Origin of the sequence: Candidatus Thiopontia autotrophica (assembly GCA_014384675.1) — a bacterium.
GTDB lineage: Bacteria > Pseudomonadota > Gammaproteobacteria.
Window position 1 is genome coordinate 35,394 of sequence record JACNFK010000023.1, and the last position, 24,555, is coordinate 59,948.

A 24,555-nucleotide genomic window follows, 5' to 3' on the forward strand; every position below is an offset into this window, starting at 1 on the left:
CCATGGAGCTGATTATTCTTGATCGGGATGGTGTCATTAATGAGGATTCGGATGAGTACATCAAATCCCCCGATGAGTGGCATCCACTACCCGGTAGTATTCAGGCAATTGCCAGACTTAACCATGCAGGTTATCGGGTCGTAGTTGCAACCAATCAGTCCGGGGTTGGTCGTGGACTATTTGATATTGAGACACTGGGAAAAATACACGAGAAAATGTATCTTCAGCTTGAGGAGGAAGGGGCCTCTGTAGAGGCCATCTTTTACTGTCCACACCAGCCAGAGGATGAGTGTGAATGCAGAAAACCTAAACCCGGACTGTTCAAAGATATAGAGACCAGATTAGGCAAACCGGTTGAGGGGGTTTATGCTGTTGGTGACTCACTACGCGATTTTGATGCCGCTAGAGCAGTTGGCGCCATTCCTATTTTGGTAAAAACAGGCAAGGGCGAGAGGACAATCGAAGCGGATCAGGGTCTGGACGATGTTCTGCAGTTTAACGATCTCTACAGCTTTGTTGATGCTCTCTTGAGTGGTGCCCTCTCTGATACATAATGATCTACCTTAGGTCTCTACTGTTTTTTGTTGGCATGGTGATTAGTGCCCCCGTTATCACCCTGCTTGCTCTACTGGTTGCAGCTTTTCCGTTCCCTGTCCGTTACCGTATCATAACCCTCTGGGCCACCTTTGTTATCTGGTGGCTGAAGATAACCTGCAAATTGAACTACAAGATCTCTGGTGTCGAGCATATCGACAACTCAAAGGCAGCCATCATATTTAGTAAACACCAGTCCGCCTGGGAAACCATGGCTTTTCAACGCATCTTTCCCCCTCAGGTCTGGGTGCTTAAACGTAGCCTCCTATGGGTCCCGTTTTTCGGATGGGGGCTGGCACTGTTAAAACCGGTAGCAATTGATCGCCAGGCTGGTCGCAAGGCACTGCAACAAGTAGTTGACCAGGGGATAGAGAGACTGAAAGCGGGCATCTGGGTGGTTATTTTTCCAGAGGGGACTCGTCTTGCACCAGGCACAAAAAAGAGGTTTGCAAAAGGTGGTGCAACCCTTGCCGCAGGTTCAGGTTACCCGGTTATCCCGGTAGCACATAACGCAGGTACATTCTGGCCGCGTCGCGGCCTATTAAAAAAGCCTGGAACAATAGAGGTACATATTGGACGACCGATTGAGACTACAGGGCTCTCTGCCAATGAGATCAACCGGCGTGCTGAAGAGTGGATCAATAGTGAAATGGAGAAACTTGAAAAGCTCCAGGAGCCTCTTTCCTAAACATCAAGGTTTGATGCCATCAACGCATTATCCTCAATAAACTCCCTGCGAGGCTCAACCAGCTCACCCATAAGGGTGGTAAAAATCTCATCTGCAGCAATAGTGTCCTCAATATTCACCTGAAGCAGACGACGTGTCTCTGGATCCAGTGTGGTCTCCCACAGCTGTTCCGGATTCATCTCACCAAGACCTTTATAGCGTTGAATCTGCTGACCCCTCTTTGCCTCTTTCATCAACCACTCAACAACCTCACCTAATGAGGTTACCGGGTGTGCTCTCTCCCCTCTTCTGATCTCGGCTCCTGCCTCAATCAGCCCTTCCAGGCTCTCTCTTAATGACATCATTGCCTTGTACTCTGCAGAGCGGAAAAACTCCTCAGAGAAGTGGGTAGACTCAACCATGCCATGAGTACGAATATTAAAACAGAGTGAACGCTCGGTTGTGGAGTCGGCAACTATCGATGCAACAATCTGATCCTCAGGTTTTCTATCCCTGTTTACCATGGTCAGGAACGAGTCCAGCCATGCTGAGGCCTCGTCATTATCAACAGACTCCAACCAGAGAGCCGGGGAGCTAACCAAGGTCTGCAAAACATCCCGGTCATAGCGGCGAGACAGCCTCTCAATACTGCTTTCAACCTGCAGATACTGCTTAGCCAGGGTCTCAAGCGCACTACCCGAGATAGGTGGCACAGAACTGGACAGGAATAGCTCCGCACCATGAATGGCTGTCTGTAGCAGATAATCCTCCAGTGCAGGGTCATCCTTTACATAACGCTCCTGCTTCCCTTTTTTAACCTTGTATAGCGGTGGCTGTGCAATATAGACATGCCCTCGCTCTACCAACTCAGTCATCTGACGATAGAAGAAGGTCAGCAGCAGTGTGCGGATATGAGAACCATCCACATCGGCATCCGTCATTATGATGATGCGGTGATAACGCAGCTTGTCAGGATCATAATCCTCTTTACCAATCCCGCAGCCCAATGCAGTAATCAATGTTCCCACCTCTGCCGAGGAGAGCATTTTGTCAAAACGAGCTTTCTCTACATTGAGAATTTTTCCCTTCAGCGGAAGTATTGCCTGGGTCTTGCGGTCTCTACCCTGCTTGGCCGAACCACCAGCTGAATCACCCTCCACCAGAAACAGTTCAGAGAGCGCAGGATCCCTCTCCTGACAGTCTGCAAGCTTTCCGGGAAGTCCCGCTATATCCAGCACCCCTTTGCGCCGCGTAAGCTCACGCGCCTTTCTCGCAGCATCACGTGCCCGTGCCGCATCAACAATCTTTCCTGTAATTGTTTTTGCCTCACCTGGATTCTCTAGCAGAAAATCTGACACCACATCATATGTTATTGATTCTACAATGCTTTGTACTTCTGATGAGACCAACTTATCCTTGGTTTGGGAAGAAAACTTGGGGTCTGGCACCTTAACAGAGACGACTGCAGTCAACCCTTCTCTGGCATCATCACCAGTCAGAGAGACTTTTGATTTTTTTGCAATCCCCTCTTTTTCAACGTATCGATTAATTGACCTGGTCAATGCACCTCTAAACCCGGCCAGATGGGTACCACCATCCTTTTGGGGGATATTATTGGTAAAACAGAAGATGTTCTCTTGATAGGAGTCGTTCCACTGCAGGGCCGCCTCTACCGTTACCCCACCCTTCTCCAGATCAAAATAGACAACCTTCTCATGAATTTGGGTCTTTTTTCGATTCAGGTGTTCAACAAAAGCGCTAATCCCCCCATCATAATTGAAGACATCATGCCGCTCTCCATCCCCCCTCTCATCATTCAGCTCGATATGGACACCAGAATTAAGAAATGAGAGCTCCCTTAACCGCTTTGCAAGAATATCGTAATGAAACTCATTCGTACTAAAAATCTCAGTACTTGGCTTGAAACGCACCTCGGTCCCAGACTGATCGGAATCCCCTACAGGCTCCAGAGGTGCGACAGGCTCCCCCAACCTGTAACTCTGCCTATAAACCTTACCCCCCCTATGGATCGTCAACTGAAGGTCCTCGGAGAGAGCATTTACCACCGAAACCCCCACTCCATGCAATCCTCCGGAAACTTTATATGAGTTATCATCAAACTTTCCTCCAGCATGCAACACAGTCATGATTACCTCTGCGGCTGACCTATTCTCCTCTGGGTGAATATCAACAGGAATTCCTCTTCCATCATCTCTGACGGTAACAGAGTTGTCGGTATGAATTGTTACCCCTATCCGATTACAGTGGCCAGCCAGAGCCTCATCAATCGCATTATCTACAACCTCAAAAACCATGTGGTGCAGACCTGTTCCATCATCGGTATCACCGATGTACATCCCAGGTCTTTTTCGAACAGCATCAAGACCTTTCAGTACACGAATATTGGAGGCATCATACAGGTTTTCATCACTCATAATTTTCTCAGCAAATCAAGGCGTTAGCGTAGAACAACTTTATATATCAGGGTTATTTACCACCGCTTGTAATATAAAAATATACGCTCGATAATAATCCCCTGATTATATCATATTCAACCAGTTATAGCCCCAACATATCCTCATTACAGACATCTACCGTACATCCTCCTCCCTCAGCAAGAGCCTTTACTGTAACAGCCTCACTGATGAATTATATCGCCATGTTCCACGTGGAACATTTCAACATTACCGATATCAGGCAATTTTAAGCCCGGGTCAGTAGTTGTTGCAAAAACCTGGTATCCGCCAGAGACAAGATAGTTCAGAATGAGAAAACCATTATTCCTGTCTAGTTCTGAGAAAATGTCATCCAATAAAATGACTGCGCGCTTTCCCATTTTCTCATGCAGATGGTAAAGCTGAGACAGGTAAAGCTCTATAGACAACAACTTCGCCTGTCCTCTTGATAAAACATCCTTGGCTTTTCCTTTGTTGCTACTAATAATAAAGTCAGCCTCATGTGGTCCATGCGTGGTTCTTCCTGTAGCTATATCTTTTTCCGTGGAGCCCTCAATAGCACCGAGCAGATCGCCAGAGCCACTCCACCCTTTACGATAACTAAAAGTTATATCAAGCCCTGATAGACTTTCCATTAGTGTAGAGATCTTTTCCTGGTAAATTTCAACTATCTCATCAAGATAATCTCTTCTGTAAGCGGTTATTTTCTCCCCATCATCTGCCAACAACTCATTCCAGTATGACAACTCGCTACCTGCTCTCCTTTCTCTTTTTAGAAGAGCATTTCTCTGTCGAACTGTTTTTTTATACCGCTTAACAACATTTAGAAAATCAGGTTCCACGTGGAACATTCCCCAGTCGAGAAATGATCTTCTACTGCGTGGTGCCCCAATTACCAGGTTGATTGAATCCGGCGTAATAATTTGCAGGGGTAAAATCTCAGCAGCCTCTGATAGGCGTATAGTGGGGGATCTATTGATGTGAAGACGATTATTGTTTTTTCCTCGCTCCATACCAACGGAAAAAAGTTGTCCTGATGGTGATTCTATTTCTGCAAATACAGTTAATATATTTTTACCGTATTTAACAAGAGAGGAGGGCGATGGTGAACGAAACGATCGTCCCGTACCAAGCAGATAGATCGCCTCAAGAAGTGAGCTTTTTCCGCTGCCATTCTCCCCACAAATAAGATTAAATCCTGGTGATGGAACAATTTCAGCATTAGAAATAATTCGACAATCAGAAACAGCAAGCGACCGGATATACAACTAAAAACCTTTAGTTTTTAATAGGTTATCTATTAAAGCCTCATAGGCATAACAACAAACTTGTACTCTTCAAGATCATTCTGGGTGTGAATCAGGCTACTGCTATTTTCATCAATAAAGTATATCGTTACCTCATCATCACTAATTACAGAAAGGGCATCCATCATATAGGCAGAGTTAAAACCAATCTCCATTGGCTCTCCACTGTATTGAACCGACAACTCCTCTTCAGCCTCTTCCTGTTCAGGATTGTTTGCGTGAATAGTTACTACAGACTCGCTCATTGCCATACGAATCCCGCGATATTTCTCGTTGGAAAGAATTGAGACACGACTCACCGCCTTTCTGAAATTTTCATTATTGGTTACCAGGGTTCTTTTGCCTTCACGTGGTATAACACGCTGGTAATCCGGAAAACGTCCATCTATAAGCTTGGTTGTAAGCGTCAATTCACCCAGTACAGCCTGAAGATGGTTTGAGCCAAGAATCAGCTTAACCGGCTGATCACTATCATCCAACAGGCGCATAAGCTCATGGACTGCCTTGCGGGGGATGATAACCTGTTTTTTCTCACCGTAGTCTTGGTTCAATGTGCGACGGCAGAATGCCAGTCTGTGTCCATCTGTAGCAACCAGTCTCAACTCCTTTCCTTCAAGCTCAAGTAGCAGACCATTCAAGTAGTATCTAACATCTTGCATAGCCATTGAGAACTGACTTTTTTGTAACAGGTTTTTCAATGCGGAGTGGCTAAGTTCATCAATAGAGGCAACCTCTGAAATTTCGTCTACACGAGGAAAATCCCCGGCAGATAGGGTTGATAGGGTAAATCTACTCTTTCCAGAACGGACGGCTGCGCGACTCTTGTTTATCTCTACCTTGATCTCTGACTCATCAGGGAGAGCTTTCGAGAGGTCGGAAAACTTTCTGGCAGGAATTGTAGTTGTACCTGGCTCAAATTCTCCTGTCACTTGAATGGTTATTTTTATCTCAACCTCAAGGTCCGTACCAATTAGTGTCAGCTCACTGTCATCTGATACATCAACAAAGATGTGAGAGAGAATGGGAAGAGTCTGCCTCTTTTCTACGGCACCACTGATTGATTGCAATGGCTGTAGTAGATTCTCACGCAAAATGGAAAACTTCATTCTTAAATATCCCCTCTAAGTAATAAATATTCTATATATAAGATAGTAGTAGTAATAGTGTTGACGTTTTACTGTTATGAAACCTATTTTTATTAATTATTTCAGTCTGTTACATATATTCTTAAACTGTTCCAAACAGGGAGACAAAACTGTCTCAAAACTGTGGATAACTTTTTCTCAAATTTTCTTTCTCACTATTCTCATTGGTTATCCACACAGTTTTTAACAACTTGTTAGACAACCATGAATTATCAAGCACTTAATTGTCGTTGAAGGTTTTGATAATCATCATTTGTTCTTGAGTCACTCTCTCTTAACTCATTTATTTTTTTACAAGCATGTATCACTGTTGTGTGGTCTCGTCCACCAAAGGCTCTGCCAATTTCAGGCAGGCTCTTTTCTGTCAACTCTTTCGCCAGCGACATGGCAATCTGGCGGGGACGTGCTATTGAGCGCGAACGACTTTTTGAAAGGAGGTCTGACAGAGAGACGTTATAGTAGTCAGAGATGGTTTTCTGAATATTGTCAATTGATACCAGACGATCATGGACAGCGATCAGATCCCTAAGAGCAACTCGTACACTTTCAATGGTAATGGGCTCACCGGTCAGCTGGGTATTGGCCCGAACATTATTGAGGGCACCCTCAAGCTCCCTAACGTTTGATTTCACCAGTTTAGCAATCTCAAATGCAGCCTCCTGAGGAAGGTCCAGTGGTATCTGCTCAGCCTTTTTCATCAGTATTGCTACCCTGGTCTCTAGCTCTGGACGCTCGACAGGAACGGTAAGCCCGGCCCCAAAGCGTGACTTAAGTCTATCCTCAAGCTTGTCTATCTCTTTCGGATATTTGTCGCTGGTAAGAACAATCTGCTTGTTTCCCTCAAGAAGGGCGTTGTATGTATTGAAAAACTCCTCCTGTGAGGAGTGTTTTCCGGCAAAGAACTGAATATCATCGATCAATAGAACATCTAGACCATGAAAATACTGTTTGAACTGGTCAATAGTGTGGTGACGCAGGGCACTGACCATATCATTCACAAAATTCTGAGACCGGATATATAGAATTCTGCTTGATGGGTTTTTCTTCAACAGCTGGTGACCGATGGCGTGCATCAGATGGGTTTTGCCGAGACCAGTTGATCCGTGTATAAACAGAGGGTTATAGCTGGATTCAGGGTTATCTGCAACCTGTTTGGCGGCGGCATGGGCCAACTGGGTTGTCTTTCCCTCAACAAAGTTTGAGAATGTAAAAAACGGGTTCAGATTGTTCTCAAAATATTCAGGTAGCAGGGACTCGGGCTGAGCTACTGAACTCTTCTTAGAGTTTGAGCCGATATAGAGAAAAACTTCGCTCTCGGAATCATCAATCTGCAGAATAGTTCGTCTGATAAGAGGAAGATAGTGACTCTGAACCTGATCAAGTATCAACCCATTTGGGGCAAACAACTCGATTGATCCATCTTTTTCAGTGACGTGGAGAGGGCGTATCCATGCATTAAACTCCTCATCCGGAAGCTCATCACCTAGAATCCTTAGACAGTTAGTCCAAACCTCAGCCACTAAACATCCTCCTTGATGCTTTATAATCGTTTGATTAATAAAGAATATATTTACTATAAGCAGGAACCTGAAGACAAAGAAACCATACAACAAACCCCCCTGAATGAGGATGATTGTAGCCCCAAGAGAAAAAGTTATCCACAGTTGCTTCTGTTTTTTATTCATTGATTTATTGTTGATCAAGGAGTAGAGTTCGCTGTTCTCTGGAATGGGCTGAGGCCTGTTCAGGTATGGCCAAATACAGATTTAACAAGATATAAAAAGGTGAACGATCATGAAGCGTACATTTCAACCTAGTGTACTGAAGCGTAAGCGTACTCACGGATTTCGTGCAAGAATGAAAACCAAGTCAGGACGCAAGATCCTGAACGCTCGCAGAGCGAAAGGGCGCGCGCGCCTGGCTGCTTAATTTTACAGATAGCCAAGGTTGAAGAAAGGGGTGCTCTATAGCACCTCTTTTTTTCTATTAAAGATGGAGGCCTCATTCTCTTCCGAGCGACGACTGCTTACCGCAGCCAATTATAGCCAAGTCTTTGATAATAGTTGTTGCAAGGCGGGAGATGACTCTTTTCTCCTGCTGGCAAGGTTAAATAATCTGAACCATGCACGTCTTGGCCTGGTGATTGCAAAAAAAAAGCTAAAGCTCGCGGTTGACAGGAATCGTGTCAAACGGATCTCAAGAGAGAGCTTTCGTACCCTGCAGTGCGAGCTTTCAGGGATTGATGTTATAGTGCTTTGCCGCTCTGGCGTGGTGAGGCTAGACAAAAAAGAGATTCGTCGCAGACTGGATCTTCTTTTCGATAAAATAAACAGATCAAAAAAACAGATACAGGCAGTTAGCGAATAATCATGGACACTCAGAGACTCATCCTATTTGTTGCACTCTCTTTTCTCTCACTAATGTTGTGGGATGCGTGGCAACTGGAGCAGGGAGCCGGTCAACCACAGCTTTCTCAAGCAGAGCAGCAGCATGCACAGACATTTTCTGTTCCTGTAGCGCCTGAGGCGAGAACCGTTGATATCGCTACAGGGGGAGGAGTTCCCAGGGTTTCTGCCCCTGAGGCTGAGCAGAGCGGTCAGCCTCGTGTGGTTGCCGAGAGTGAGATGAGAGCATCCGGCACACCCATTCATGTTGAGACAGACCTTCTGAGTGTGATAATAAACAGTGAGGGAGGAGATCTGCGACAGGTTGATCTGCGTCAGCACGGACAGGACTCAGAGCACAAAAATATCCCATTCCGCCTGATGAGTGAGGACGACCAGTTCTTTGTTGCGCAGACAGGAATTATGGGTGGAAAGGGGACAGTAAAGAGCAGCTATCCTGATCATCACGCCATCTACGAGGTAGAGCAGACTAATTTTGTAATGGCTGGAGAGGAGGAGTTGCAGGTGCCAATGGTGTGGCACGATGATGCTAATGGAATCAAGATTACAAAAACATACATATTCCATCACAACAGCTACAAGATTGATGTGGTCTACCATGTAGAAAATAGTGGCACCACAACCTGGAAGGGTGGACTCTATGGTCAGCTACTGAGAAATGATCAGACACCAGAGGCTGAAAACAGCTTTATCTATACATATACCGGCGGCGTTACCTACACCAATAGTGAACATTACCAGAAGGTAGATTTTGACGAGATGGCAAACAGAGCACCTATCCGCAATGCGGACAAAGGATGGGTTGCAATGATTCAGCACTACTTCCTTGCTGCGGTTGTTCCAGACTCAAATCTTAAGCCAACACTCTATACAGACCAACAGTCCAGTGGGCACTATGCCATTGGAGCAATTCTTCCAGTTGTCTCTGTGCCAGCAGGGGAGAGTGGAGATCTAGCAATACAGTTATACACCGGGCCCAAAGATCAGGAGCGTCTTGAGTTACTGGCCGAGGGGCTAGAGCTGACGGTCGATTACGGTTGGCTGACATTCCTGGCGCAGCCGCTATTCTGGATTCTCAACGAGATTCAGGATGTGGTCAGCAATTGGGGGCTCTCTATTATTTTGCTTACCATTCTGATTAAACTGGTGTTTTTCAAGCTGTCGGAGACAAGCTATCGCTCGATGGCGAGAATGCGCAAACTCTCGCCACGTCTTACATCACTAAAAGAGCGCTACGGAGATGATCGTCAAAAGATGAATGAGGCAATGATGAAGATCTACCGAGAGGAGAAGGTCAACCCCATGGGTGGCTGTCTCCCTATTCTGGTGCAGATCCCCGTCTTTATTGCCCTCTACTGGGTGCTACTGGAGAGCGTTGAGATTCGTCAGGCACCATTCATGCTCTGGATTCAGGACCTCTCCGCCAAGGATCCGTACTATATTTTGCCGTTGTTGATGGGTGGCTCCATGTTGATTCAGCAGAGGCTTAATCCAGCACCAATAGACCCTATTCAACAGAAGGTGATGATGGTTCTGCCGGTTGTATTTACCGTCTTCTTTGCCTTCTTCCCGGCTGGCCTGGTTCTCTACTGGGTGGTGAATAATGTGATCTCCATATCCCAGCAGTGGTATATAACCAAAAAGATCGAGGCCGCTGGATAATCCCGGCGTATAGATCTTGGATGAGACCATCTGTGCCCAGGCGACTGCCAATGGTCGCGGTGGTGTGGGCATACTCAGGGTATCGGGCGACAGTGTTCAACCAATAGCACTCTCAATTCTTGGGAAGGTCCCGGAACCAAGAGTAGCTGAGCTTCTCAGTTTTCTGGATGAGAAAGGGGATCCCATCGATCAGGGGATAGCCATCTTTTTCCCCAATCCAAACTCATTTACTGGTGATGATGTGCTTGAGCTGCAGGCGCATGGTGGTCCTGTGGTTATGGACCAGTTGATGCGTAGAGCACTGGAGTTGGGAGCACGAGCAGCACGTCCAGGAGAGTTTTCGGAACGTGCATTTCTCAATGGCAAAATGGATCTGGTGCAGGCAGAGGCGATTGCAGACCTGATTGACAGCGCCTCGGAGCAGGCGGCACGCTCTGCCGTGCGCTCTCTTCAAGGCGCTTTCTCAACAGAGGTTCATCATCTGGTTGATGCGGTAACTGAGCTGCGAATTTATGTAGAGTCATCAATGGATTTTCCAGAGGAGGAGATAGACTTTCTGGCAGAAGGAGACGTTGCAGGCAGGCTGCAGGCGATTGCGCAACAGCTGGAGCGGGTATTGGATAGTGCCAGAGAGGGGGTTTTGTTAAAAGAGGGGATGACTCTGGTCATTGCTGGCCGCCCCAATGCAGGCAAGTCCAGCCTGCTTAATGTGCTGTCTGGAAAAGAGTCAGCCATTGTGACCGAGATTCCAGGTACCACCAGAGATCTACTCAAGGAGCAGATTGATATAGATGGGCTTCCAATCCACATTATCGATACCGCAGGGCTGAGAGAGAGCGACGACCCAGTGGAGCAGGAGGGGATCCGTCGTGCCTGGCAAGAGATTGAAAAAGCGGACCAAGTACTTCTGCTGGTAGATGATCAAGATGGTCTTACAGAAGAGGATTGGCATGCACTGGATCAGATAGAGCATATTCCTGTCACTATCGTGCGCACAAAAATAGATCTAACCGGGAAAGAGCCCGGGCTTCAGGGTGGAGAGCGAGATACAGAGATAGCGATCTCGGCAAAAAGTGGAGATGGAGTCAACCTGCTACGCACCTTTCTTAAGGATGCTGCAGGTTATCAGTCGGGTGGAGAGGGAACTTTTCTTGCCAGAAGGCGCCACCTTGATGCACTGCAACGTGCCCAACGTTCACTACAGCAGGGCAGGGAACAGCTGACAGAATTCCATGCCGGAGAACTGCTGGCTGAGGAGTTGCGCCACTCTCAGGAGGCGCTCTCCGAAATTACAGGAGAGTTCACCAGTGACGATCTTCTGGGAAAGATCTTTTCCTCCTTCTGTATCGGAAAGTAATGGTATGAGATATCCGGGTTAACGAGCTTTGGTGCTCCTGTTGGTTGCAAGGTATTGGTTCAGTGCGCAACGGGCATCGGCGATCAGCTCATCCAGGCGGAAGGGGTGGTGGCGGGAGGGCTCTACCCCTAATGTTGTTGTTTCGGAGAGGCCACTCTCAATGGCATGCTCCATGAAACCCGGATTTTTCCAGAAGAAGGCGCCTGGCATGGTGGTTGGAATAACCAGAACATAGAACAGTGCACGACCAATGATGGAGGCCACAGCCACCATTACAGCCAGCAAAAGGAGAAGTGGGGCTGAATAGAGATCAAACCAGGTCATGGTGAAGAGGAGCAACAGGGAGAAAGATATCAACCCATTGCGAAGCCAGTAACTGTAGCCATATGTGGTCTGCTGCTGGTAGATGGAGGCAGCTCCTTCATTTGTGGCGTGTTCCAGATCTAGCGAGTGAAAGAGTAGCCCAATCCCCTCCAGTGAGATCCCAAAGGCCATCACCATCGCCAGCAGTCGACCCAGTTCTGGTGAGAGTTGATCCATGGCTAATGCAATCAGGAATAGCAGGAGTGCACCAAGAGAGAGAGCGGTTCCAACAAATGCAGCAGCAGTATGCCAGTGATCCCAGTAGGGGCGTGCGGGGATTCGGTAGAGCTTGATCATGTAGTATCCGCCCACTCCACCACCCAACAGGGAGAGCCCGATAAAAAGCTCCTGGATGAGAGATGGAAATAGCTCACCAAAAAGGAGTTCAGCGAGCGCAAAGAGGGTGAAACCGGCCAGCCCGATAGAGAAGAGGGTGACACCGGCGATCTCTCGACTCACCGGAGAGAGCTTCAGGTTATAGAACCCCCGGTAGAAGCGGTGTGGTTTTCCAAGATGCATATTGAGCTTAAAGAGACCAACACCCATTGTGATCAGCAAGATCAGGGTAGTAGGAACCTGAACAGAAACATCTTCGAAGAGTGAAAATGGTGGGAGCGAAAACCATCTTCCCAGCGCAAGCAGCAAGAATGATCCAATTACCATCTGGCTAGTGAGGGTAAAGATGACATGTCCATTTTCGTGGGAGCCGAGTAGCTTCTTCAGATTCCAGGAGCGAGTGAAGCCATGTTTTGGGTCGAGCTCAGGCTGAAATTGCTCTCCTGCTTTGCACCTTCTGTTTTTCTCGGGGCTCTCCTCTTGGTGATACTTCAGTGGTACTTGATCCAGGCGATGCATCTCTCGGTGTGTGGTTCGGGTCTGCTGAAAACGGATATTGGGGTGGGTGATATCGGTTCGTGGGAAACCCGGGATTGTGGTTTGTGACTGTTCTCTCCCCTCCGGGATGTTTTCAATCACTCCAAAATCGAGCGCCTTGCCAAGGCAGGCAGAGACACAGGCCGGTTTCAGCCCAACCTCAAGTCGATCCACACACATATTGCACTTGGTCACCTGCCCTTTCACTGGATCCAACTGCGGTGCATTGTAGGGGCAGACCCAGGTGCAGTACCCACAACCAAAACAGATGTCGGGATCCTGTAGCACCGCACCATATTCGGAAAACTTGGTATAGGCTCGGGTGGGGCACCCCTTGAGACAGACCGGGTTGTCACAGTGGTTGCAGGCCATCGAGATATTGAGGCGCTGAACATTGGGATAGCTTCCTCCCTCGACAAAACCGACTGAGCGGAAGGCAAGATGGGCGGGGTTATCATTTTTCTCCGAACAGGCCGATTCACAGGCGTGACAGGCGATACAGTTGTCGGCATTGAAATAGAATCCATGCTGTTTGTAGCGGTTGGGGTTCTCTCCAATGGCCGAGTCACCATTGATGTTGAGGCTCTTGTTGTGGAGTGGGTCTCCCTCCTTAGCCAGCTCAATTTGCTTGCCGTAGCGATTGGTTGATTCCGAAACGGGATCGCTGAGTAGTGCGTAGTCAGGTTCAAATTCTCTGCGCTGAAACATCGGAGTACTCCTAAAAGGCTCTCATTTCCATACTGAGACAAGCAGCACTCGGCTGATCCATGATCTTTTCAATCCGGATTGCAGACTGCTTGTAGGCGGGCTGGCGGGAGTGTGGATCCAGCAGGCCGAGAGTGAGGCGGTTGGCACAGTCATGGAAGTGGAAGGGGAGAAAGAGCATGTTCCTGGGAACCCGATGGGGGGGTTGCGCCATGACGATGGCATCGGATCGACGGGAGATCAGGCGAATATATTCACCCTGAGCTATTCCTCTCTCTCTACAGAGATCCGGGTTGATCTCGACAAATGGGATTGGGCTGAACTTGTTGTTGTTTCCGATCTTTCCGGTCTTGGTACGGCCATGCCAGTGCGCTACCAGACGGCCGGTGTTGAGCCAGAGTGGAAATTTCTCATCCGGCACCTCGTTATTGTCGATAAAGGGGAGGGGGATCAGTTTGGCGCGCCCATCCGGGTACTGGAAGCTCTGAGGGTCGGTGTAGAGCCGACGGCCACCGTGAGGAGGCTCTTTTCCCTCAGACCTCTCATTTTCAGTATAGGGCCACTGAACTCCTCGTTGTGCTTCAAGTAGTGGATGGTCCATCCCGGAGATATCGGCAAGCCGTCCTTTTGAGAGGCTGGCCATCTCGGCAAAGATATCCGAGGCACTCTCTGGAAAGTGGACGGATCGTCTCACTGGTTTACCGCTCTCTTTCTGCCTGGATTGATAGTTCTCCTGATTGAATCGTTCCGCCATCCGGTTGAAAATCCAGAGATCGGGTTTGGCCTCTCCCGGAGGATCCATGATTGGGGTGACCCGGTTGATTCGTCGCTCGGTATTGGTCATCACTCCATCCTTTTCGGCCCAGGTTCCCGCTGGGAGGTAGAGGTGGGCATATTGTGTACTCTCACTATCCTGATAACAGTCCTGAACGATGCAGAGTTCCAGTTTCTCCATCGCCTTGCGAACCCGGGCACTATTGGGGAGTGAGGTAAGCGGATTGGTTGCAATCAGCCAAATCCCCTTGATCTCACCGCTCTCAATGGCATGGTAGATATCGGTCTGGTACATTCCCCGCTTGGTTGGCAAGAACTCCGGATCAATACCCCAGTAGGAGGCAATCTCTTCTCGATCCTCCCGGTTCTCCAGATAGCGGTAGTTGGGAAGGCCGGAGCAGGAGGACCACTCTCGAGTTCCCATTGCATTGCACTGTCCGGTAATGGAGAGGCTGGTTCCGCCCGGCTTTCCGATGTTGCCGGTAATCAGTGCAAGGTTGTTGATTCCCACCACACCATCCGAGCCATGTGTCGACTGATTGATTCCCATGGTCCAGATCTGCATCGCAGCGGTTGATTTTGCAAAGATCCGTGCCACCTGACGAATGGTGTCCTCATCGATGCCACAGAGCCTTGATGCAGTGGTCGGATCATAGCGAGCTACCTCGGCACGCAGTGACTCGATCCCCGTGGTGTTCTTTTCAATATAGTCTTGATTCTCCCAGCCATTAGAAAGGATCACATGCATCAGTGCATTCTGCAGCACCACATCGGTTCCCGGGGTAATAGGGAGGTGGATATGGGCATTCTGCGCCAGCATGGTGACGCGTGGATCGACCACGATCAGTGGAAAACCGCGCTTCTCCTGCGCCTCTTTCATCCGCCAGTAGATGATGGGGTGCTGCTCCGGCAGGTTGGAGCCCCACGCGATCAGGCAGTCGGTATGATCGAAATCCTCATAACAGCCGGGGGGGCCATCGGAGCCAAAAGAGCGCTTGTAGCCGGAGACGGCCGATGCCATGCAGAGGGTGGTATTGCCATCATAGTTGTTGGTTCCGATCAGTCCACGAGTCAGCTTGCCGAGGGTATAGAACTCCTCGGTCAGCAGCTGCCCGGTGGAGACGACCGCTACAGAGTCTCGGCCATGGGCTCTCTGGATCCTGAGTATCTCTTGATGTGCATTGTCCAGGGCACTCTCCCAGCTGGTTGGCTCCCACGGCTGGTGCCAGTGGTTACGAATCAGTGGTACCGTGCCACGACCAGAGGATTCAAACAGCTCATGCTCGAAGATCCCCTTGAGACAGAGCTTCCCTCGGTTGACATCGGCATCAGCGACCCCCCGGGAGCTGACCGCCTTCCCCTCCTGGTTGAGCCCAACCTCAATCGAGCAGCCAGTGGAGCAGTAACCACAGGTGGCATATTTCCACTCCACCACCCTCTTATCGACAATGGTGATCGGGTTTTTATTGGATCTTCCAAACAGCATAAGATTTCTCTTCAGAGGATGGGATTAACGGATCAGGTAGAGCCTCTCTCCCTCCACCTCAATCCGGTAGGTTGGAGTGCAGCCATGATCCGGACCGGTGGCCTCGCCACTCTCCAGGTCGATAACCCAGTTGTGAAGGGGACAGGTGACCCGGTTGCCGTGAACGATTCCCTGAGAGAGCGGCCCCTTGCGGTGGGGACACTGGTCACTGACAGCGAAGAAGAGGTCCTCCGAGCTGCGGAAGATTGCAATATCCCCCTCATCACTCTTGACCACTCTTGATCCGAGGCGGGGGATATCCGAGCGTAGGCCAATTTCGATTTTTTCAATAACGGCTTCCATGATTCATCCTTGTATATTGTCTCTCTTTGATCTATCTGATTCTGAATTGAGCCTTAGGGCCTGTCCCAAAATAACTTGTGCAGATTGCACCGTAATTTCGTTCGCTTTCGAGGCGTGGCAAGGGGCGCATAGCCGGGCTATGTAATCCTTGTCACAACAAAGAAAGCGGGGGAAAGGGCAAGCAAAATGTGCATGTTATTTCGGGACAGTTCCTTAGGAGGCCTGTGCCAGAGTTTGCTGGTGCTTAATATTGGCAAGCGGCTGAAATTCTCTGCTGGCATCTTGATCCTCGGAGTGATGCCTCCAGGGGTCCACTTGTGCATACTGTTGAGAGATCCGGAAACGTTCGGCCAACGCCGCTCTCTGAGATGCATCCCCCACAATCTTCTCCTTAATGGCCTGCAGACCAATCCGTTCCACCCACGGTGCGGTGCGCTCCAGATAGTGGGCATCCTCCCGATAGAGTTGACAGAAGGCGGCACAGTATTCCAAAACCTCCTCTTCACTCTCGACCTTGGCCAGAAGGTCGGTGACACGGACCTTGATCCCGCCATTACCACCAACATGGAGTTCATACCCGGAGTCGACACAGACCACTCCAAAATCCTTGATCGTCGCCTCCGCGCAGTTTCTGGGACAGGCGGAGACTGCCAGCTTGAACTTGTGTGGCATCCACGATCCCCAGGTCAACTGTTCAAGTTTGACTCCCAGATCGGTCGAATCCTGGGTTCCGAATCGGCACCACTGACTCCCTACACAGGTCTTTACGGTTCGCATAGCCTTGCCGTAGGCGTGGCCCGAGACAAAACCGGCCTGATTGAGATCTTTCCAGATGAGCGGCAGCTCCTCTTTCTGAATTCCAAAGAGATCGATCCGCTGACCACCGGTTACCTTGATCTCGGGGACATTGAATCTGTCCGCAACATCAGCAATGGCACGGAGTTCATCAGGTGTGGTCATTCCGCCCCACATCCGTGGAACCACTGAGTAGCTTCCATCCTTCTGAATGTTTCCATGGGCCCGTTCGTTGATAAAACGGGACTGGGGATCATCATACTCACCAGGCCATTGGGCAAGAAGATAGTAGTTGATGGTGGGGCGGCAGCTATGGCATCCATCCCGATTTCCCCACTCCAGAAAATGATAAACATCCTGGTGGCTCTTTAGCTGATGTTCACGAATGGCCTTGCGAACGACATCATGGGAGTGGGTAGTGCAGCCACAGAGCGATTTCTGGGTTGGGGTCTTCTCGTATCCCTCACCAACGGTAGAGGCGAGGATCTGTTCAACTAGTGCAGTACAGGATCCACAGGATGCTGAGGCCTTGGTATGGCTGCGCACCTCATCCAGGGTAAAAAGGTTGTTGGCACTGATGGCCTGAATCACATCTCCCTTACAGATCCCATTACAGCCACACACCTCAGCACTATCGGGTAGATCCATGATGTTCTGACTGCCATGGCCAGAGTCTCCTAATTGTGCCTGGCCAAAGAGCAGAGTATCGCGAATCTCGCCGACATCGGTCTGATCCCGCATCATCTGAAAATACTTCGCCCCATCAATGGTGTCACCGTAGAGCACAGCCCCCTGGATGCGATTGTCTGAGAGGACCAATTTCTTGTAGATGCCACGACCCGGATCCTGAAATAGTAGTACGTCCTGGTTCTCCTGCTCCTTGAACTGGCCGGCAGAAAAGAGATCTATACCGGTTACCTTGAGTTTGGTTGAGGTCACCGAGCCCCTGTAGATTCCGATGCCATAGTTGGCCAGGTGGTTGGCCACCACCTTGGACTGCTCAAACAGTGGGGCAACGAGACCATAGGTGGTGTTGCGATGTTCTACACATTCGCCGACGGCATAGATTTTTGGGTCATAGCTCTGCATAGTGTCACTGACCACAACTCCTCGATTACAGTAGATGCCGGACTCCTTGGCCAGCTGGATCGAGGGTCGAATCCCAACCGCCATTACCACCAGGTCAGCAGGGACCTCCAGGCCACTTGTGAAACGGACAGCACGAACCCGAGTGCCTGCATTCTCATCGTCACTTGTAGGGTGTCCCAAAATGGCTTCGGTCTCGGTGTTGAGCAGGAAGGTAAGGCCATCCTCTTCCAGTTTCCTCTGCAGAAGGTCTGAGGATGCACGATCCAGTTGGTTGTCCATGACCACATCGGAGCGGTGGACAATGGTCACCTTCATCCCCTGCTTCTGCAGGCCACTGGCAGCCTCAAGTCCCAGCAGGCCACCACCGATGACAACAGCATGTCGATAGTGGTTGGAGGCATCAACCATTGACTCCACATCTTCAACGGTGCGGAACCCAATCACTCCATCCAGATCATTGCCGGGAACCGGCAGAATAAAGGGGTGAGACCCGGTCGCTAGCAGCAGACGGTCGTAGTGGATCTGTTCTCCATTTGCCAACTCCACTCTGCGCCGGGCACGATGAATTTTTGTGGCAGCAACCCCAGAGATTAGTTCAATCCCATGCTCCTCATACCACTCCGGCGTGTTAATGATGATCTCATCAAAGGACTTTTCTCCTGCCAGTAGTGGAGAGAGCATGATTCGGTTGTAGTTGGGGTGGGGCTCCTCACCAATGACGGTGATCTGATACTGGCCGGAAGAGATCTTCAGCAGCTCTTCCACAGTTCTCATGCCGGCCATTCCGTTGCCGATCACTACCAGGCGATTTTTGCTGAGGGGGGTTGGTGATGGGCTGCTCATTGAGTTCAATCCTTGGTTGATACAAACGTGTACTTAACTTTAAGCAATGAACGTGCCAAACGCTTTGTATATAGATAACATGTTGTAATCTCAATCATTAATGCGCAAAGTCTATGGTTGAAGAATATGGGTGTGCGCCAATTTGGTGCTCCGAGTGGGGTCAATTCTCTAGCATTGACCAGATATTGAGCTGAACAATGAGGCTCTCTCGATACCTCATTAAGGCCACTGTTTAGGAGCCTCTGAAAAAGCTTAATGGGATGGGGGTTTGGGGGAAGGGCTCTATAGGTGTTGTTGTAACATACTGAACCATAACCCTTCCCCCATAGAATAACTTGTAAGGGAGATCTGATTGGGTCACGAAGTGACTTAATCAGAGCTTTCTTTACGTACCAAGCAATGTCAGCAAGATGAGATTGGCCAGTGCCAGAACCAATGCGAGTGTCCGCCAGAATACCAGTGGATCACGCTCAATCAGTGGCTGGAACGACTCCTGCTGAAAGGATGGGTTGGGCTGCCTGAGATCTATCGGGATCTCGGACAGCGCCGGATAACGATCGACTGGTGAGGGTGAGAGAGCCTTGCGTAATGTACTGCTGATCCAATCGGGCAGATCATCCCGATAGTGGTGCGGGGCAGTGAAATGGCGGGAGTGAATTTTCTGCACCGCCTTCCTGGTCGAGGGGTGGTCACCCAGATCCCCATAGGGGAGTTTTCCGCATAGCATCTCATAGAGAATAACCGCCAGTGAGAACTGGTCGGAGAGGGGGCTACCCGCATTTCCCTGGAAGAGCTCGGGTGCTGTATAGTTTCGGGTACTGTGTATTCGTGAATAGTCGACAGGAGAGCGAATCTCCTCAACCCCCGAGATGCGTGTGGATCCAAAATCGATGATTTTGACCGTTCCATGGGTATCGATCATGATATTTTCCGGCTTCAGGTCTCGATGGACCATCTCCATCCGGTGGAAGGTGCGCATTCCATGAATGATCTGTTCGGCAATCTGGCGCACCTCAACCAGAGAGGGGTTGGGGTGATCGCTCATCCACTGTCTGAGTGTGATCCCATTAATATACTCAGTGGCGGTATAGAGAAAGCGGCGCCGCTCCCGGATATCATGGATCTTGAGAACATGGTTGGAGTGGAGGCGTAGCCCAATCCACTCCTCGTGTTGAAAGGTCTCCAGGTAGGTTGAGTCATCCTCAAAATTGACGGATGGGGTCTTGATCACAACCTCACCAGAGGATGGATCACTCTTTTCTGCTTTTAGATCCAGTGCAAGATAGACTTGTGTACGGGGGCTGGAGTGGAGCTCTCGAAGAATCCTGTAACCATCAATCTCCATTCCAGGGGAGAGATCGGGAGGAAAAGGGAGTGACTGGAGTTTCTGGTAGTGGCTCTGATCATCCTCTTCCGGGAGCTGGTTGATGAGCAGAAACTGACAGCTCAGATTGTCATTACTGCCACTCTCCAGCGCCTGTTGGCAGATCTTCTCTGTAAGGGGCTGGGGAGAGTCCAAATCCTGATGGATAAGATGATTTATCTCCCGGTCGGAGAGAAAATCATGAATGCCATCGGTACAGAGCAGAAAGGCATCTCCTGCACGGACTGCTATCCGGTGCACATCCACCTCAATATGGGTATTGATCCCCATGGCGCGCCCCAGATACTCTTTCTCGCCACGCCCGCAGACCCGGTGGTCACGAGTAATCTGTTCCAGTTGCCCTTCGCGCCAATGGTAGATTCGGCTGTCTCCCACATGGAAGATCGAGGCAGTTGAGGATTTGATCACCAGCGTTGAGAGGGTTGTGACCAGCTCCCCCTCTCTGGAGAAGAGCTGTTGACCTTGTCCGAGTAGCCAGTGGTTCAGGGCGGAGAAGATCTTGCTTGCCGAGGTGCTAACAGTCCATGAATCGGGGGTGCTGTAGTAGTCGGAGATAAAGCCCTGAACAGAGGCACTGCTTGCATCAGCAGCACCGGCACTGGAGCTGACACCATCGGCAATGGCAGCTACCACCCCTTTGCTGAAGAGCTGTGCTCCATCAGGGATGGCGTAGTTGCAGGCATCATCATTGGCCGGCTTCTGGCCGGCCAATGAGTGTTGTCCTGCCGAGATGTATTCCAAACTATTTCACCTCAATCAGCTCAACTGTGCCGTCCGGCAGCACCTCGGCCATATGTCCTTCGGGCTCATCAAGAAAGAGCTGAATCAGAACCAGAATCACCAGGGCAGATACGGCAATGGTGAGGAAGAAGAGGGCGGGTTCAACAAAGGAGAGCACGGTGAGGAAGATCACGCCACCTACATTACCATAGGCTCCTGTCATTCCAGCAATCTGTCCGGTCATGCGCCGTTTGACGAGTGGCACCATTGCAAATACCGCCCCTTCACCGGCCTGAACAAAGAAAGAGCAGGCCATGGTGGCGGCTACAGCGACCGGTAGAGCCCAACTGGCATCAATATGGCTTAGCGCGAAGTAGCCAATGGAGAGCCCTAGCAGCAGGATTGAGAGGGTCCGTTTGCGTCCAAAGCGATCGCTGATCAATCCACCACTGGGGCGAGCCACCAGGTTCATGAATGCAAAACCGGAGGCCACCATTCCAGCCAGCACCGGGGTAATCTCAAAAGTATCGAGGAAGAAGAGGGGAAGCATGGAGACGACGGCCAGCTCGGATCCGAAGGTGACTAGATAGGCAAGATCCAGCATTGCAACCTGCTTGAATGAGTAGCGGTCAATCTCGGGCAGATCCCCCTTTAGCACATGACGGTTGACCTGTAGTACCTTGAAGCTCTGGATCAGATAGATGGAACAGAGCAGACCATAGAGGAGTAGAGCAACCCCATCACCATAGAGCCCCAGATTAGCCGGACTCAGCTTCCAGTTTAGCACCGCCAGAGCGCCATACATTGGAAGATTCATCAACAGGTAGAGAATAAGGTCTCCCTTGCTGGAGACCTCCATAGCTCCGGATTTTTTGGGCTTGAAGTAGGTGGATCCTTTCGGGGTATTGCTGACATTGAGGTAATAGATGAAGGAGTAGAGAATGGCGACGAGGCCGGTAGATCCGATGGCATAGCGCCAGCCATCCTCACCACCAAACAGCAGCGCAAGAGTGGGAAGGGTCAGGGCTGCAGCGGCAGAGCCGAAGTTGCCCCATCCGCCATAGATCCCCTCTGCAACACCGACCTCTCGGGCGGGGAACCACTCGCTGACCATACGGATACCAATCACAAAGCCGGCGCCAACAAATCCCATCAGAAAACGGGTGACTGCCAGCTGCTCAAAGCTGTCGGACAGTGCATAAAAAAAACAGAGGACTCCGGAGAGCGCCAGCAGGATGGAGTAGACGATCTTGGGGCCAAAGTGGTCCACCAGCATTCCAATGATGATTCTGGCAGGGATGGTGAGAGCCACGTTAAGAATCAGCAGGGTCTTCACCTCCTGTGGGGTGAGGCCAAACTGTTCACGCATGACCGCCATCAGTGGCGCATGGTTGAACCAGATCACAAAGGTGATAAAGAAGGCGATCCAGCTGAGATGGAGAACTTTGGTCTTCCCGCTGAAAGAGAGCAGATTGATACTTCCTGTGTTCATGGCTTGTCTCCGGAGATCTGATCTTGATTGAGAGAGAGGCTTCCCCCTTATGGACTGGAAACAGCAATAACCATGCCATTGTTGCAGAGAAACTTGCAATTACATGTTTTTCAAGTAGTTAGTAGCTCTGCCCAAGCAGATTGAAAGCGGAGAGAAGAGTATCGTCTGCACAATGATGATCGGAAAACAACAGCCTGCGCCAGCCTGTGGTGCAGAGCAGGATAGTGCCTTGGAGGGCGGCACTCATCTCGTGCATTTGAGAGAACTCTGCCCTCTGATGGTGCGCAATTGATCAGGCGTTTCTTTCACCACGATGGCATATAAATAGATAACATGCTGATATTTATAGCGATATTTGGATTGGCACGGTGGTTGCATATACCGTGTCAACCCCCTCTTTAATGAGGGCCGTATTGATTAACCAAGGAGTCACACAATATGAAAATGGTTACAGCCATCATAAAGCCCTTCAAGCTGGATGATGTTCGCGAGGCACTCTCTGAGATTGGAGTTCAGGGTGTCACAGTTACTGAGGTAAAAGGGTTTGGTCGTCAGAAGGGCCATACCGAGCTCTATCGAGGTGCAGAGTACACAGTTGATTTTCTCCCCAAGGTAAAGATGGAGATTGCAATTCCAGCAGATTTGCTTGACCGCACCATTGAGACGATTCGGGGTGCCGCCAATACCGACAAGATAGGGGATGGCAAGATATTTGTATCAAGCCTGGAAGAGGTTATCCGTATTCGCACTGGCGAGTCAGGTCGTGAAGCAATCTGAGTGGTTGTATAAGTAAAAAGGAAACAAATAATGGAAAATCAAATTTTTGAACTGCAGTATGCAATGGACACCTTCTATTTTCTGGTGTCTGGTGCATTGGTGATGTGGATGGCAGCAGGCTTTGCGATGTTGGAGGCGGGGCTGGTACGCTCAAAAAATACCACCGAGATTCTAACCAAGAATGTGGCGCTCTTTGCCATTGCCTGCATCATGTATCTGGTGATGGGGTATGAGCTGATGTATGGCGGGGGCGGAGGCACCAACTACTTCCTCTCCAGTATCATGGGTGGTGATAGTCTGGTAGATGATGCACTGAAAGCATCTGCAGAGAACGGTTTTGGTGGGGATTCTGTCTACTCCGGTGCTTCTGACTTCTTTTTCCAGGTAGTCTTTGTGGCAACTGCGATGTCAATTGTCTCTGGTGCAGTTGCAGAGCGCATGAAGCTCTGGGCATTTCTTGCTTTTGCAGTGGTGATGACCGGGGTTATCTATCCCATGGAAGGGTCGTGGACCTGGGGCGGTCAGGAGGTATTTGGAATGTTCGCCCTGGAGTTCAGTGACTTTGCAGGCTCCGGTATTGTCCATATGGCGGGCGCAGCAGCGGCACTGGCTGGCGTACTGTTGTTAGGTGCTCGAAAGGGCAAGTATGGCAAGAACGGTGAGGTCAGGGCTATTCCAGGTGCAAATATGCCATTGGCGACACTCGGAACATTTATCCTCTGGATGGGCTGGTTTGGATTTAATGGCGGATCTGTATTGAAGCTGGGCGATATCGCTAGTGCCCACTCTGTTGCAATGGTATTTCTGAACACCAATGCGGCAGCAGCTGGCGGTGCAATTGGTGCCCTAATTATTGCCCGCATGCTGTTTGGCAAGGCTGATCTGACCATGTTGCTCAATGGTGCGCTGGCTGGGCTGGTTGCGATTACCGCAGGCCCGGATACACCGACACCGTTGATGGCAACACTGTTTGGCATGGTTGCTGGTGTAATCGTAGTCTTCTCAATTATCTCTCTGGACAAGATGAGAATCGATGATCCTGTGGGCGCAATCTCTGTCCACGGAGTAGTCGGCTTCTTTGGTCTGATGATAGTACCGCTGACAAATGATGGCGCAACATTTATGGGCCAGTTGGTGGGCGCAGGGGTCATCTTTGGATGGGTCTTTGGCTCTAGCCTGGTAGTCTGGGCGCTGATCAAGATGCTTATGGGAATTCGCATCAGTGAGGAGGAGGAAGAGGCTGGTGCAGACTTCACCGAGTGTGGTCTGGAGGCATATCCAGAGTTCACCAATACGGGCAAATAACCTCCCAAGTCGCC

At 49.8% G+C, this 24,555-nt stretch carries 18 protein-coding genes; 8 read left to right on the forward strand and 10 right to left on the reverse strand.

The features are described from left to right. Positions 1-2: 2 nt before the first annotated feature. A complete protein-coding gene (gene gmhB, locus H8D24_03270) occupies positions 3-554 on the forward strand; it encodes a D-glycero-beta-D-manno-heptose 1,7-bisphosphate 7-phosphatase (protein ID MBC8519412.1) in 552 nt (183 codons plus the stop codon). Beyond that, on the forward strand, positions 554-1,282 hold the full coding sequence (locus H8D24_03275) for a 1-acyl-sn-glycerol-3-phosphate acyltransferase (protein ID MBC8519413.1): 729 nt from the start codon (positions 554-556) through the stop codon (positions 1,280-1,282). The genes gmhB and H8D24_03275 overlap by 1 nt, the downstream gene beginning before the upstream one ends. On the opposite strand, the gene gyrB is transcribed toward H8D24_03275, so the two are convergent. From gyrB to dnaA, 4 genes are all read right to left on the reverse strand, one after another. Further along, a complete protein-coding gene (gyrB, locus tag H8D24_03280; protein ID MBC8519414.1) occupies positions 1,279-3,696 on the reverse strand; it encodes a DNA topoisomerase (ATP-hydrolyzing) subunit B in 2,418 nt (805 codons plus the stop codon). The two genes, H8D24_03275 and gyrB, sit on opposite strands and share 4 nt — an antisense overlap. Positions 3,697-3,899: 203 nt before the next feature. After that, positions 3,900-4,985 carry a DNA replication/repair protein RecF gene (recF, locus tag H8D24_03285; GenBank protein MBC8519415.1) on the reverse strand — a complete coding sequence of 362 codons (1,086 nt, stop codon included), beginning with the start codon at positions 4,983-4,985 and terminating at the stop codon, positions 3,900-3,902. Between the two features lie 32 nt (positions 4,986-5,017). Beyond that, positions 5,018-6,130: a DNA polymerase III subunit beta gene (gene dnaN, locus H8D24_03290; protein MBC8519416.1), complete on the reverse strand. Its 1,113-nt coding sequence runs from the start codon at positions 6,128-6,130 to the stop codon at positions 5,018-5,020. Positions 6,131-6,381: 251 nt separating this feature from the next. After that, complete coding sequence (dnaA, locus tag H8D24_03295; protein ID MBC8519417.1) at positions 6,382-7,854, reverse strand: chromosomal replication initiator protein DnaA; 1,473 nt, start codon at positions 7,852-7,854, stop codon at positions 6,382-6,384. Positions 7,855-7,963: 109 nt separating this feature from the next. On the opposite strand from dnaA, the gene rpmH reads away from it, so the two are divergent. The 4 genes from rpmH (at position 7,964) to mnmE (ending at position 11,593) form a co-directional block, all read left to right on the forward strand. Further along, positions 7,964-8,098, forward strand: coding sequence for a 50S ribosomal protein L34 (rpmH, locus tag H8D24_03300; GenBank protein MBC8519418.1), 135 nt, complete (start codon positions 7,964-7,966; stop codon positions 8,096-8,098). A gap of 63 nt (positions 8,099-8,161) precedes the next feature. Next, on the forward strand, positions 8,162-8,536 hold the full coding sequence (gene rnpA, locus H8D24_03305; GenBank protein ID MBC8519419.1) for a ribonuclease P protein component: 375 nt from the start codon (positions 8,162-8,164) through the stop codon (positions 8,534-8,536). A gap of 2 nt (positions 8,537-8,538) precedes the next feature. Continuing rightward, positions 8,539-10,236, forward strand: a complete 1,698-nt coding sequence (gene yidC, locus H8D24_03310; protein ID MBC8519420.1) for a membrane protein insertase YidC — start codon at positions 8,539-8,541, stop codon at positions 10,234-10,236. A 16-nt stretch (positions 10,237-10,252) separates the two neighbouring features. Beyond that, positions 10,253-11,593 carry a tRNA uridine-5-carboxymethylaminomethyl(34) synthesis GTPase MnmE gene (mnmE, locus tag H8D24_03315; protein ID MBC8519421.1) on the forward strand — a complete coding sequence of 447 codons (1,341 nt, stop codon included), beginning with the start codon at positions 10,253-10,255 and terminating at the stop codon, positions 11,591-11,593. Positions 11,594-11,611: 18 nt separating this feature from the next. Here mnmE and H8D24_03320 read toward each other — a convergent pair whose 3' ends face one another. The 6 genes from H8D24_03320 to H8D24_03345 form a co-directional block, all read right to left on the reverse strand. Next, on the reverse strand, positions 11,612-13,537 hold the full coding sequence (locus tag H8D24_03320; GenBank protein MBC8519422.1) for a dimethyl sulfoxide reductase anchor subunit: 1,926 nt from the start codon (positions 13,535-13,537) through the stop codon (positions 11,612-11,614). A 10-nt stretch (positions 13,538-13,547) separates the two neighbouring features. Beyond that, positions 13,548-15,794 carry a molybdopterin-dependent oxidoreductase gene (locus tag H8D24_03325; protein MBC8519423.1) on the reverse strand — a complete coding sequence of 749 codons (2,247 nt, stop codon included), beginning with the start codon at positions 15,792-15,794 and terminating at the stop codon, positions 13,548-13,550. Between the two features lie 24 nt (positions 15,795-15,818). After that, a complete protein-coding gene (gene nirD / locus H8D24_03330; GenBank protein MBC8519424.1) occupies positions 15,819-16,136 on the reverse strand; it encodes a nitrite reductase small subunit NirD in 318 nt (105 codons plus the stop codon). A 213-nt stretch (positions 16,137-16,349) separates the two neighbouring features. After that, on the reverse strand, positions 16,350-18,863 hold the full coding sequence (locus H8D24_03335) for an NAD(P)/FAD-dependent oxidoreductase (GenBank protein ID MBC8519425.1): 2,514 nt from the start codon (positions 18,861-18,863) through the stop codon (positions 16,350-16,352). Between the two features lie 385 nt (positions 18,864-19,248). Continuing rightward, on the reverse strand, positions 19,249-20,988 hold the full coding sequence (locus tag H8D24_03340) for a bifunctional protein-serine/threonine kinase/phosphatase (GenBank protein ID MBC8519426.1): 1,740 nt from the start codon (positions 20,986-20,988) through the stop codon (positions 19,249-19,251). A 1-nt stretch (position 20,989) separates the two neighbouring features. Continuing rightward, entirely contained in the window at positions 20,990-22,459 is a 1,470-nt protein-coding gene (locus tag H8D24_03345) for a NarK family nitrate/nitrite MFS transporter (GenBank protein MBC8519427.1), read from the reverse strand. Positions 22,460-22,897: 438 nt separating this feature from the next. On the opposite strand from H8D24_03345, the gene H8D24_03350 reads away from it, so the two are divergent. Continuing rightward, the gene (locus H8D24_03350) at positions 22,898-23,236 is read left to right on the forward strand and encodes a P-II family nitrogen regulator (protein MBC8519428.1); all 339 of its coding nucleotides are present in this window, start codon (positions 22,898-22,900) and stop codon (positions 23,234-23,236) included. 30 nt (positions 23,237-23,266) lie between these two features. Continuing rightward, on the forward strand, positions 23,267-24,541 hold the full coding sequence (locus H8D24_03355; GenBank protein MBC8519429.1) for an ammonium transporter: 1,275 nt from the start codon (positions 23,267-23,269) through the stop codon (positions 24,539-24,541). Positions 24,542-24,555 lie beyond the last annotated feature (14 nt).